We start from the raw sequence: 13,203 nt of genomic DNA, 5'->3' as shown, positions 1-13,203 counted from the left end.
AAGTTCCTATCTATACTAAGTACATAAAAGATAGTAGTTTAAATAAAATCTAATAATATCTATTTCTCTGCAATCTCCCTAAAAGTTCTAGCAGTCTCTACACCATAAGCATGAGCCAACTTTCCATAAAGTGAAGGAATGGCTACATAAAACTCTTTGGTCCACCATGCTTTTCTATCATGTGAACTATTATCCATTTTATGCTTAAAAATACCTAAAGCAATACGTTCAATCTTTTTATCTACTGTAAGTTCTGCTGCTGCTTTTGGATTGTTTTTATAACCAGGAACATATTTAAAGTTGTCGGGACCAACTGTTTCTACCCAATCTTTTAGAGTATCTAAAAAACTTTGTCCTGAAGAATGACCGGAACCTCTATAATTGATACGAGTCATATCTATATAACGTCCTGCATCTGCGAATTTAATCCCAAATGCATAACCTCCTTCACTTGTTTTTAAATCTCTGACTAAAGCATTGTTTAGCTTCAATATATCTTTTCGTGATACACCTACTCCCGACTGAGCTAAAGCTTGTGCCATCTTATAGATAACATAGTCAGCCCAATCGTTAGCGACTTCTCTTTGGTATTCTGCTATACTACTCATCTTTCTTTTATTGCTGTTAATTCAAATGTTTTTGATGAAGCATTGATTTTACAACTTATTGGATAGAAAGTGTACCCTTTGTAAGTGAATTTTTGATCTATATTGAATTGCTTCAATTGTATGATATTAAAACGTCCTTTAAAGGTATACTCCTCTTGATAAATCATTAAAGCTTCTGCAAAGGTCTTCCAATATAGATTATACAGTGATTTCCCTAAATCTTTTTTAAAAGTAAGTGATATGTCACTATTTTCAGATAAAGCATAAAGCTTGTTTTCAAATATATCAAACTCTGCTATAAACAATTGTAAGTCATCAACATCAACAAAATAAGGTCTGATTTCCACACGTTCTTCTTCCTCTTCTCCTAGTCCTAAATCAGGAAGGTTAAAATCAGGTAAATTAAGATTTAGATTTAAAGAGGTTTTTATTCCTGCAGCTGCTACTTTAGATATTTTTTCAGTAGCATCATAATATAAGCCTTCGGGTTCTACTTCCACAACTGGATCCACATCACTACTATTTTCCACTTTCCCCCAACCTAGTTTTAGCTTTTGTTTTTTGAGTTCTAATCCAAATTTACTTTCTACAGAATCTAGACTATATATTTGACTATTTCTATTTACTTCATCCTGTTTCTTTGATAACAACAACCCTTCTTCATTGACTTGAATAGTAAGGCAAAACACTTGTGTCAATTCCTTCAAAAAATCAGCTGGAGTCTTTACAGGTAACTGTTCGTTAAACTGAAAATATAAAAAATTTTGAATTTCTTGTGTACCTAAAAAACATAGCTTCTGAGCTGTGCTTTCCTCAAAAAAACCTTTGATTGAAATTCCTAGAGCTTCTCCCAATTTTCTTAGAATATAAGAAATGAAAAGACAAGGAATAACTTTTGATGATTCGTAATCAATGAAACCATTGATATTCTCATAATAATCTAAACCATCTTCATCATTTGTATATGTTTCCCCTAGTCCAAAAGGTAAACAATAACCATCAGTATGATTTGTATTTAAATTATCTAATATATAAGGTCTATGAAACTCTCTTCTTTCAGTATGGAAGTTACCATTCACAAATTCATATAATTGATTATGAGGTGCTGATACATCCATTGTAATGCGATCTACTCTAACACTACCAGTCCACTCACAAAAAATTTCTGAATGATTTGGTCTACTAAATGTAAACTGCCCCCAATCTTCACTTGCATCAGCTAAAATTGTATTAATTTCTTCCCAGTCTCTCCAATCATCGTCAAATGTACCTTGAGTAACTAAATCATTAGAATCAATAGATATTTGGCTTAATATATTTCCTTCATTGTCATGCTTTTCTAATGTAAGAATCATAGAGTTAATACTTCTATCATTCTCATTTTGAGTTTCAGGTCTTAACCATGAAAAAGTGAAATTTATCACCCCTAAATCAAGTTCAGTAAAATCAACTTTCAGTTTACTTGCAATACTCCCTAATCCTAAAAATAAAGTACAATCAAATTTACTTCCTGTCCATTTAACTTTTAATTCACCTGTTTCTCCTTCTTCAGCTAAATTCAAATACAATTTTGTAGGAATACGGAATGGTTTATTCCTATTATCCATATTATGAAAAAACTGCAATAGTCTTTTATTTTTTCTTGATGCTGGAAGAGAAAAAGGAAGTGACCTTGAAGTATCTATTGTTTCAAAAGCAAAAAAAGAGCTTTTCAGATCTAATGTTATTTTGTCTTCTCCTAGATCGAGAGCTTCATAGTTATCATTATGTAATACCTCAAGCTTGTACATTGTCATAATATTTAAAAGTAAAGTTACCAGGATTATATTGCTCTTCTCCTTTCACTGAATCAGCATCTATTATTACTTTCCTCCAGGTATCTTCAATAAATGTATATATAGCTTCTGACTGAAGAAAGTCATGTACTACTTCCCAATTCACTCCATAGCCTGTAGATAAGGTTCTATGTTTTTTGGTGTGAATATTAAACTTCTCTATTATTTGAGTATAACCTTCATCAACTACAGCTACTTCTTTTGTTGTTTTGAATTCATCTTGGTAAATACCATAGCAAACGATATTTGAGAAACCTCCAAACTTATTGAAAAAGGTAAATGTTTGTTCGAAACCTTCTTTTAAGTCTATGTAATGAATATCATTCCCAATACTAATAGTATAAAAAACAGCATTATTATTCGTATCTGATAAACCTATTTGATCAAAACCTCCTGCAAAATTTACAATGAGATTATCACTTCCTGATATTGTGAAAAGACTCTTTGAGCTACTACCACCATCACTATAATAAGCGGTTGCTGTAACAGTCAAATCTGCATTAGCTGTCTTTTTTGCTGAGAAACATAATCGAGTAGATTTACTCGCTTTAACTCTATAACCATCACCTTGTAAAATACCATTGATGTGGGAACTTGAAACACTATTATCTTTTGAACCTGCTTTGACTATAAACATATCTGAGTCAAGTGTTTCACCTCCATCTGAAAAAGCTCTAAAAGGCATTGTAGCATAAACAGTTGATAGTTCATAACTAACATTGTTATCAGCTGGATAAGGAAGTTCAAGAAATGAGTCTGCTATTTCAGGTATAAAGATGGAAATTGAACCTGCTCCTACTTTTGAAAATTCAATACCTTCAGCATAATTAGGCGTATTCCAATTGGACTTATCTGTATCAATTTTCACACCTTTTCGCTCATTTAAATCTGTATTGACGTTTACTGTACCACTTCTACTTTTTGTAAGTATTGTTGATGTTACTGATATGCTTATTGCCATAACGTTGAATTATATGGGTGTCTTTCTTCAAAACCTAGTTCAATTTCCAAGCTCCAGCCAACCATTCGCTTTTTTGTAATTGGATAGCTTTCATTTGGACCTTTTATTTTTTTGCTCATCCAATGACCAACTTCAAAAAGCTCTTCTTCCTCTTGAAAATCATGTCTGATCTTTGCTTTCACATCAGAAATAACCGGGTGAAGCTGTTCAAATATTTCATTGAATTTTGTTTCATCAGATTTCTTGTTCATCAATGGCGTATTGTAGAGACCTATTGTAATACTCAAATTCTCATGTTCACTTTCTGCAGTATTCATTTCAATACCTTGTCGGTATGGATAGTTTACGAAAAGAAGAGGGCAATTTTTACGAGAAATAGTTTCAATTTTATCTAAGAAACCATCAATACTTCCTACAAAAACGGCATTAATTTCGGGGTGTTTTAAGAACGTATTAAAGTACGTTCTAAACTGTTGTAGTGTCTGCATTTTTCTGTAATTGTTTATTGCTTTTGATAATCTCTTGCCAAGTCATCAAAGCATTATGAATATTCTCATTTTGCACCTGCTCCAAGGTTCCTAAGCTTCCATGTGTAGCAAGGCCATGCATCATTGAAAACCATGGATCTGTATTTGATTCTTCAGAACTTTCTCCATCACCATGAAATACATCATAGTAGATTTTATTGATGAAAGCATCCTTCATAGTAGCGAAATACATGACAGACATTTCTACTTGAGTAGGTGTCCATTTATTCTTGATTTTCACAACTCTTTCTTCAGTGTCTCCAAGGTTATACTTCTTCCCTTTTTCAAGCCACAAACATGCTACAGCTCTGCAAAGGTTGAGGTAGTTTTGATCCTTCAAATAGGCTTCAATATAATTTCCTGCATGAACAAACTGGATAAGAGAGATATTACTTAGTGACTCTCCTGGACCAAACAAACCATGAGCTTTTTCATACCTATTATAGTACACTTTCTTATCCTTGTATACCCACTCTATTTGTTCTTGTAGTAATACTAAAATATCTGAAGGAATAAACTGTAGCTGTATTTTTTTAAGGTTAAAAAGGTACTTCACTACTCTTATCTTCCCTTCATTACCTTGATACTTTCTTCTAAACCCCAATAAGAAATCTAATTGACCTGAAGAGCATTCATCCCAATTTTCCGGAATCTTTGCAGCAATGGTTTTTACCTCTTTCTTTTCTCGCTGAATATAGTAGTGTAGTTTGATCTCTTTCATTAGAATGTGACAAATTGTGAAGGATAGTTTTCATCATCATTCCCTATTTTTCTATCAAAAAATTCAGGATGATGAGGGTATTCAGGATATAAATCAGGGTTATTTTTAATCTGATCCAAAACTTCTATTACTGAAGGTTCTACACCTTCTAAAAGTTGATTCGCTTTTTCAATATCACCTTCCACAGCACAATACACTGAATAGGCTTTGTAAGTAATTGCTCTTTGTAAAGGAAGAAGTATTTTCTCATTTTCAGCTGTTAAAGAATTATCTCTTTTTTGAACTTTGATAATATCAAGCATACTACCTAGTTCTGTTCTAAACAGACTTGATTCAGCTCCATTCAAATAACCTCTCAATTTCATATACATTATACGAGTATTGAGTTTTGGTAACATTGCTCTTAACTCAATAACTGAGCTTACCAAAATATCATACTTCGTTGTGTAAGCATTCGAATTTTTCCATACTTCAAAATCATCTTGATTGTGCTCCAGGAATTCAAATGCTTTTTCAAGAAAAGTAAAAGCTCCACTTTCATATTCTTTTGCAAGTGCATCAATCTTTGCATCAGAAGCTGGAAGTACGTGTTCTGATTTATTGACTGTTACTCCTCCAGCTGAAATATCTACTGCATGTTTTCTAACAAAAATTGACAGTGTATAATCACCTAAACAGGTACATAGATAATCAATAAGCGTAGTCTCTTTTTCTGAAGGAGCAACTAAACCAACTAAATGATCATACAGTTCTTGACCAATACCAAATGTTTGATCTAAAAGAAATTCAATAGTTCCTTTTTTGATGAAACGCTTAAGAGTATTATAATCGAAATCTTCATCAATATCGATATACTCCGCAAAGTTACTCTCCGTTATTAGTAGTTGCATTTTGGTCTTCTGTTTTATTTGGTGAAGTGTCTTGTACTCCTGATTTTACTTTATCAGTTGTGGTTAATTGAAAGCTTGCAAAATCAATGTATACATTTTTCAAATGAGGGAAATTATGTTTTATCGCCCAGTTGAATGGTTTTAATAATAATGATCTGTTGATCTTCGTTTTCGTCTTACCTGTTACATTGTAAGACTCTCGTACAGCTGAACCTGTATCACCTCCTAACTTTCCTCCAACAATCAAATCTGCTAATCCTGGATTAGTATTCGTAGTCATTGCCAATACTCCTGAAATCTGATCAATTGCTTTAGAATAAGCATCATCTTTCAAGTCATTTGGAATAAGAGAAATTTTGATGGCTGAAATCTTTTCACCTGTTCTTTTATCGATGGTAAAATCTGTCCACAACGTTTTACCAGCATTTTCAGGATTGGTTATATTGCTATGTACATCTTTCACCAATTGATGTTTGATTTCTTTGATTTCTTCTTCCGTTTTTTCGGCTCCGTACTTCTCCTTAAAATAATCATTAAATAGCTCAATATGGTATTTTGCATTGATGCTATTTTCGAGGTTTTCATCTTTGAAAGTAAACATTGAATGACTGACATTTAATGCTTTTTCTGTCTCCTCTGACCACCAAACAGGAAGACCATAATATCTTTTTCCAGCTTTCTTTCTAAAGATGTGAAATACGCCTCTTTTATCTTGTATCGCTTTCTTCTCGTTCGTTTTGATATTCGCTACTTCCTGTCTATGTGTCTCCTCACTCACTTCTGTATTAGCAGTATCAAAGCATGAATCAATAACAATATATTTCGAAAGTCCATCTTTGTCTTTTTCTGTCACTCTACAGTCTACTACTTCGTTATGAAAAAAGAAGTCAACCTTATTTCCTTTTGTAAAAACCAATTGGCAATAAGCGTTTCCAGTTGCCCAAAAATCAGGTAATAAATCTAGAATCACTTCTTCAGCTCTTGAGGAATCTAACCAATCTTGAAGTTCTTGATCAAAAAATTCAACTGTTTTGATCTTACCATTTTCAACAATCTTTTGATAAGTCTTGAATCCATCACCAAGCCATACTCCTTCCCAAAACTCAGATAGACCTGGCATAATACTAGACCTTCCTACTAATTCAATAAGATGGTTCGGTAAATCATCAGCATCACCATAAGGTACATGCTTCGTTGTGTTTTTTTTCGATGATTTCTGTTTTCGTAAAAACTTCTTTTGATCGTCAGTATAAGAAGTACTCATCTTCGTACTTCCTACAAATCCATGTGAGAGCTTCATTTTATATTATAGTTTTAAGGTCATTTAATTCTAAAATACTCCAGTCTTTTACTGTGATAACCCCTTCCGGAAAATCATCACTTTCTATGACTTGTATATTGATGTTATGACTCTTTGGATCATACTTTTTTTTCGGCTTATGAGCATTGACAATTGCCTCTTGAGCTTTCTCTTTTGATAACTTTCTCATTATCGCCTTACGAATATGCAATACCTTTCCTTTTCGATTTCCTGAGATAGGTGTAAAAGACAATGAGAACTCTTTACCTTCTCCTTGTTCATTTGGAGTTTGGAGCTGAATTAATGCGTGTTTAAGATTGATCATAATACTTCAATTTGTTGGTCAATATCTGCTTCAATAAGAGCAAAGTCATTCTGAATGCATTGATTGATGATAGTTTTATCTAACAGATCTGAAGTGACAGTCTCTTTTGTGCTATCATCAAAATACACTATCATAGTGATTTGATTATTATTCTTTTCAATGCTGTAAGATTTCACTGAATTATCATTTGTGAGTGCTTGAACTCTTGATAGGCATTCTTTTACGCAAAGGATTTCTTTTGCTTTTGAAATACGTTGTGCTTCAGTGGTTATTTGTGGTTCTGAAGCTATTATGGTGTTTAATTTATCTGTCATTATACGTATGTTATTGTTGTTCCTTGATTTTCAATCAATGTAATTGTACTGCCTGTTTTAACTCTAATATTTGAACAATTAGGACAATTAAGTAAATTTATATTTACATTTATAAATAGTGTATTCTCCCAATTTTGATCCGTTAATAACGGACAATTATTTAAATCAATTACATTAAGGGTTGGATTCATGTTAGAGTTATCAATAGTGCCTATTGGAACTTTAACTGTTAATAGGTTGATTGATTCCATATGAACAATTGAAGACTCTCCGTTTATTACTACATTAGAATGGTCAAATATTGTAGCTAAAGAGTTTCTTAATGTAAACCTAAAATACGTAACGTTACCACTAATAAAACCTATAAAATTAGTAAAACTTGTAGATACTCCGTTTATCATAGTAAATGAACCAGTAAAATTAGCTTCACTAAAATTAAATTCTTTAATAGCCGTTTGACTAGCTGTAAATAAAAAATCATTAAAATTACCCTTAAAAGGTGGTATATATTCTAAATTTTGAATATTACTGTTTATTGGATCGACTTTAAATGCACCCGAATAACTTGATATATATTCAGCTTCAATTCTTTTAAGAGAATATGGTAAAAAATATATCCTATCCGTTGTTATTGTCTTAAACTTTACAACCTCTAAAGTGTTGCATCCTGAATAACTTATAACTCTTCTAGAAACTATATTAATAAGCGAATTATCTTGTATTGAATCTAAATTACCGTTATTAAGTAGATTTAATCCTTCGGGCGATCCGTAAGACGTTATTTCAAAATCATTAAAGTATTTATAATATGTAACATTAGGATTATTTCTACATCTAAAAGTTTTTATTTCTTTAATAAATGATTTTACGTAACCTTTAATAGATTGATTATCTAATGCCACGGAATCTGAACTACTTAAATAAGGTATAATATAAGTACCCTCTTCATTATAATTTCCGTTGTAATTAGTATCTTTTTCAGCGAGAAAATTATAACAAATCAACCTATTTGCATGTGTGTAATTTACTATTTCTGTATTATAATCATCATCAGAATACAAATCGCCAACTTGCAAACTATTAATATTAACACTCATTAAGCTTGTGTAATCATCTCCGTTATTTGTATCTAAATCTAAGTATGATTTTAGAAAGTTTATCGCTTGCGTTTTATAGTTATTTCTTTGTGCAAATAAAGTAATAGTACTTTCATTTAATATTCTATCAAAATAAAAATACTGTACTCTACAATCATTACAAATAATCTCACTCAACCCATCCAAGTCTCCACTATTATTACTATACCAACACTCCAACAAATCACCATTCCTAACCTCAAACTCAATAACCTCACCACTACTGCCAACATTAGAAGCAATTTCTCCATTCACTCTAAACATCAATTGCCCTTCATTAGATATTGTTCCTCCTGGAGCAATAAAACCATTTGCTCCAATAGTAGCAGTAAGCAACTTATTACTTACAACATTAATACTCCATCCAATTGACTGAAGGTATACATAGTCATCATAATATACAGAACCTACTTCAATGAGAGTTGGATCTTCAATTGTACCAACTTTAAGACTTCTATTCACTACAGATTGAGTATCTGATACTCTTCTAATTTCAGCAAGTAAAGCACCAAATTGAGCACCTGTAAAAAATGAATTCGTAACATCAATTGTATCTCCTTCTAGCTTAAATCTATTATCAGGAAGAATAACAGAATCTTGTCCGTTACCTGCCCAATTGAATGTTTTTAAGTTTGTGAATTCACTGAAGTCATAATCACCAAAGTGAATATTATTACTTGCTGTGAGAGTGGTTATAGCACTTAGATCTAAGCCATTGCTATTGTACAGGTAGATAGTATCAGTGTCAGCTTCATTTCTTTGCCATGATAATACATTAGTATTCCATATCTCTTCACCTGTTGCTGTTGTAAAGTACCATCCACTTCCACCCGTAACTGAGATATTGATAGTTCCGATTTTCTGACTTTTAAAAGCAAAAAGTGGAATAGGAAATTCTTTATCACCATAGATCCATGCTTCTTCATCATTGATTGCTGAAATTTCAAAAGTATACTTTCCTCCTTCCACTGCTTTTTTTCCACTTCTACTCTCCATTTTCAAAAGCTTTGCAGGACGGTCCATTGTACCGATTAATCTGCTCTGACCATTGCGGTCTTTGGCTATAGCAACTAAGTCTACACCTTCAAGCTGTGTGATTGCACTTGAACGTGGCATTGAAAAAGAAAGTGTATTTCTCCAAAAACGACCACCTTCAGGACCGCTAAGTTTACAGCTCACTTCACCACTATCTCTTGTTATATCCCATTTTGTAATCGTTTTCCCTTCTTTGGGTATGATGGCAAACTCAACAAAACCATCAACTACTACTGGATAATATTCAATATCATCTGTAGGAATCAAACGAATAGAATGATATAAACCGCCCATATTGGGGCTTAAAGGATCTCTATATATGTTGCTTAATTCTGCCATTTTAGATCAATGATTTCAATCGTTGTTCAAGGTCTTCTTTTATTGCAATTAGTTTTTCTTGTTTGGAAACAGCTGATAAATATTTAGGAGATTCTTCTCCATATTTTGCTTTTATTCCTTCTAACCTCTTTTTGGATTTTGAAAGAGAGGAACGAATATTATTTAGTTTTCTCTGCATTTCTAGAGCTGTCTCACCTTCCTTCTTTGTCTCAACTTCGATAGGGTTTTTATCTTGAAACTTACCATGATCAACATAGTGATCTACTTCTTTCCATAGTTCAGCATTCACTTCAAATAATGCTTTCACTTCGTCAATAGCTTCAGCTCTCTTTTCAACTGTTGCACACTCCAGTAATCCATTCCTTACCTTTTGAAGCTCTCTGTACTTCTCATCCTTATAAGCAACTACTTTTTGAAGCTCTTCAGGATATTCCTGGAATGATTTGATTACTGTATAGACTTCCTTCTGCTTCTCTTCTTTTGTTGGCAATTCTTCTACAGGAGTTATTTCAACCTCATCACTTGATAACTCTTGAAGCTCTTTAAGAAGTTCAGGCATTACTTTAGAAGTACTTGATTTAAAATACTTCACTTTAATAGTATTATTACTATGTTGTTCGAAGAGCTTTACCGCCTCCCCAAATTTTTGAAGGAAAGGCGATAAGGCTAAAAAGTTTTTTAACTCTTGCATTTTACTTTGCTATCAGTGGTTTCTTGGTAATTACACCATTTTGGTCTACCATTACTGTATCACCTTTACGGTCAATAGCAGTGTCCGGATCCATCGTCAATGGATAAGCTTTTTCTACTCCAGTAACGACAACATTTTTTGCCATTTCATTTTGAATGAAGACACCTGCAACTGCTGTAATTACTACCATTAAGGCAGCTCTTTTTCTTGTGAAAAATGCTTTCGTTTTTAATTTACCTGCTCCTTTTTTAATTGCCATTTTCTGATTTGGTTTAAATCCCAATACTTAAATTGGAAGTGATAGAACTATTTATATTTCTGTAGAAGTATTGTTGTAATGCATAGTCGAAACAGTCTGAAAAGTGTGTTGCATATTCCTGGAGAATATCATCTGAAGCTTCACTTGATTTATCCTTTTCAATAAGATGTCCTTTTTTCAACGGTGCATTTTTTATTGATATGATAAATGGCTTACAATTATTTGCATTGATTTCTATTTCAGGAAGAGATGGATCTTCAAATGATAACATCTTATTGATGTATAGAAATCGATCTGTATGAGGAATATTAAAGTCAGGAGCTTTAATTGAAAACTTCCAACCTTCCATTTTTAAGGTACTGGCTACTTCTTCATAATAACTTGCAATTGAAATTTTTGAAGCAAAATGACCATTCCTATCTCCCCAAACTTCAAGGAATTTCCTTCTATGTGGGAAATAATATTCTGTTACTTCTTTCACTAAATCATTAAGTCCTTTCTCTTCTTTCACAAAGAAAGATTTTAAAAATCTCACTTTGTGCAATGACTTGATTTCTTGAAAAACCACACAAGTATATATACCTCCATTAAAGTCAAATGAAGCTTGGAGGTGAACGCCTGAAATTAAGTCGCCATCATTTCTACAGTCATTCATCAGGCGTTCGGTATCTTCCCCAACTGCATCTAAATGATGATAATCATACGAGTCTTGATAGGTATGTAAACGATCTTTGAATTTTGGATAAAACATCTTTCCAAGTTTCTTTTTCCGGATGTTCATTATCTCTATATCAAAAGACTCTTTATGCATTCTTGCACGTTGTACATCTATCCAGTCTTCACCCAATATATGTATGTTATCGTAAGCGTTGGCCTCTAAATATAAGGTGGTTCTTTCGGATGCTTTAACTTTGAGTTTGCGTATAATCTTCTTCCTAAGTGGAGAAATATTTCCATGATCGTTTTTAAGCTCCAGCCAACTGTTATATAAATCAGCTCCAAGTATTTCCTTTTCCTCTTGTTCTTGAACTTCTTCTGCTTCAAACAACCAATCTCCGTAACTTGTCCATGGCATAGATGAAGTATAGGTAATAGATTTATGAAGAGGGTGCTTGTTAAAACTATAATCAGTACCACGTACTGCAGGAAGTAATTCATTATCTAATCTTGTTTTTGAAAGCATTGCTGCTTCTATTCCTAATCCCCAATCAAAAGAACCTCCTCTTGCAGAATCCTTTCGATCAAAAGAAACTAATTGAATAATAGACCCATTGTACCACCAAATCACATTTTTTAATTCCGAAGGCATATGAAATGCTTTTGGCCATTTATGTTTCCATTGTGGAGGTGGTTTTTTACCTATGAAATAATGTACATCTTCGACATAGCCTAAACGCTCCCATTGAGCCTTTATAGGTGGAAGTTCAAGCGTAAGAAGTTGCATATATGTTGATCCAACAATGAAACCTCTTGAACGTGGCATTGCATGAACTTTCAATTCAGCATCATCACCATTTAATGTTGATTTACCAGTACCTCTACCCCAAATGTTTGTCTTATTTGGTCTTGAACAAAACTTATTTATGAGTTGAGGACGATTGTAATACATCGTGCGATATTTAGTACCTGTGTATCTCATTCGTCATCTTCATCAATTTCGTTCTCTTTAAAATCAACTACCTCTACAGGTATATCCATAATGTGACCGTATTCCTCCTGGAGGTCTTGAGTCACATTAAGGATAGCTACACTTGTTCTTTGGAATACAGTTGGATCAGGTAAATCTTGATCTTCAGAATCTAATCGAAGTAATTTTATATTTCTCTCAAGAATCTTTGAAGCTATATCAACTTCAATCTTTACATCTTGCTTTGATTCACGCCTTTCAGCAATTTGTTTCATTAATATTTCATACAATTCATTTTGCTTTTCAGCATAAACAAATCGCATAGCTTCTTTTGTTGACTCTAAAGGATTGCCATAAATTTGCATCGCTTGTTGAACAGCTCTGAATGCTCCTGATCTTGAACTCAGGTCTTGATCCTCTTCCATCAATGTATTAGCGACTGAAACAATAGACTGTTTTTCAAAAAGCAAATGATACGCACGTTTTAAACGTTGTCTAATCTGCTCTTGCTTTACAGACAATATTCGGATTTCTCCGTTCTCATACATTTTGATGGCTTCTACTGCGTTGCGTTTCATTATGGCAATTTCCTTTTCTTCAAATGTCGTAAATGGCAATTGTAATTTTTAGGACGG

At 32.9% G+C, this 13,203-nt stretch carries 14 protein-coding genes; all 14 read right to left on the bottom strand.

What is annotated here, in order from left to right; all coding sequences use genetic code 11:
* Positions 1-59 precede the first annotated feature (59 nt).
* Genes NH26_RS14025 through NH26_RS13960 form a run of 14 tightly spaced genes read right to left on the bottom strand, consistent with a single transcriptional unit; the run spans position 60 to position 13,146 of the window.
* Positions 60-608 (bottom strand): hypothetical protein, encoded by a 549-nt coding sequence (locus tag NH26_RS14025; RefSeq protein ID WP_044229017.1) that lies wholly within the window; start codon positions 606-608, stop codon positions 60-62.
* Entirely contained in the window at positions 605-2,398 is a 1,794-nt protein-coding gene (locus NH26_RS14020) for a hypothetical protein (RefSeq protein WP_044229014.1), read from the bottom strand. Before NH26_RS14020 ends, NH26_RS14025 begins: the two co-directional genes overlap by 4 nt.
* Positions 2,385-3,404 (bottom strand): hypothetical protein, encoded by a 1,020-nt coding sequence (locus tag NH26_RS14015; protein WP_044229011.1) that lies wholly within the window; start codon positions 3,402-3,404, stop codon positions 2,385-2,387. Before NH26_RS14015 ends, NH26_RS14020 begins: the two co-directional genes overlap by 14 nt.
* Positions 3,395-3,892 carry a hypothetical protein gene (locus NH26_RS14010; RefSeq protein WP_044229008.1) on the bottom strand — a complete coding sequence of 166 codons (498 nt, stop codon included), beginning with the start codon at positions 3,890-3,892 and terminating at the stop codon, positions 3,395-3,397. Before NH26_RS14010 ends, NH26_RS14015 begins: the two co-directional genes overlap by 10 nt.
* On the bottom strand, positions 3,870-4,652 hold the full coding sequence (locus NH26_RS14005; protein WP_044229006.1) for a hypothetical protein: 783 nt from the start codon (positions 4,650-4,652) through the stop codon (positions 3,870-3,872). The genes NH26_RS14010 and NH26_RS14005 overlap by 23 nt, the downstream gene beginning before the upstream one ends.
* Positions 4,652-5,542 carry a DUF6712 family protein gene (locus NH26_RS14000; protein ID WP_044229004.1) on the bottom strand — a complete coding sequence of 297 codons (891 nt, stop codon included), beginning with the start codon at positions 5,540-5,542 and terminating at the stop codon, positions 4,652-4,654. The genes NH26_RS14005 and NH26_RS14000 overlap by 1 nt, the downstream gene beginning before the upstream one ends.
* Positions 5,517-6,842: a hypothetical protein gene (locus NH26_RS13995; protein WP_044229002.1), complete on the bottom strand. Its 1,326-nt coding sequence runs from the start codon at positions 6,840-6,842 to the stop codon at positions 5,517-5,519. Before NH26_RS13995 ends, NH26_RS14000 begins: the two co-directional genes overlap by 26 nt.
* A gap of 1 nt (position 6,843) precedes the next feature.
* A complete protein-coding gene (locus tag NH26_RS13990) occupies positions 6,844-7,167 on the bottom strand; it encodes a hypothetical protein (RefSeq protein ID WP_044229001.1) in 324 nt (107 codons plus the stop codon).
* Entirely contained in the window at positions 7,164-7,481 is a 318-nt protein-coding gene (locus tag NH26_RS13985) for a hypothetical protein (RefSeq protein WP_044228999.1), read from the bottom strand. Before NH26_RS13985 ends, NH26_RS13990 begins: the two co-directional genes overlap by 4 nt.
* The gene (locus tag NH26_RS13980; RefSeq protein ID WP_044228997.1) at positions 7,481-9,991 is read right to left on the bottom strand and encodes a hypothetical protein; all 2,511 of its coding nucleotides are present in this window, start codon (positions 9,989-9,991) and stop codon (positions 7,481-7,483) included. Before NH26_RS13980 ends, NH26_RS13985 begins: the two co-directional genes overlap by 1 nt.
* A gap of 1 nt (position 9,992) precedes the next feature.
* The gene (locus NH26_RS13975) at positions 9,993-10,682 is read right to left on the bottom strand and encodes a hypothetical protein (RefSeq protein WP_044228994.1); all 690 of its coding nucleotides are present in this window, start codon (positions 10,680-10,682) and stop codon (positions 9,993-9,995) included.
* A gap of 1 nt (position 10,683) precedes the next feature.
* Positions 10,684-10,941 (bottom strand): hypothetical protein, encoded by a 258-nt coding sequence (locus NH26_RS13970; RefSeq protein WP_139263063.1) that lies wholly within the window; start codon positions 10,939-10,941, stop codon positions 10,684-10,686.
* Between the two features lie 13 nt (positions 10,942-10,954).
* A complete protein-coding gene (locus NH26_RS13965; RefSeq protein WP_044228990.1) occupies positions 10,955-12,580 on the bottom strand; it encodes a hypothetical protein in 1,626 nt (541 codons plus the stop codon).
* Entirely contained in the window at positions 12,577-13,146 is a 570-nt protein-coding gene (locus NH26_RS13960) for a hypothetical protein (protein WP_044228987.1), read from the bottom strand. The genes NH26_RS13965 and NH26_RS13960 overlap by 4 nt, the downstream gene beginning before the upstream one ends.
* Positions 13,147-13,203: the final 57 nt, after the last annotated feature.

This window comes from Flammeovirga pacifica, from assembly GCF_000807855.2.
GTDB classification, from domain to species: Bacteria; Bacteroidota; Bacteroidia; order Cytophagales; family Flammeovirgaceae; genus Flammeovirga; species Flammeovirga pacifica.
This window is presented reverse-complemented; position numbering and strand designations above follow the sequence as displayed.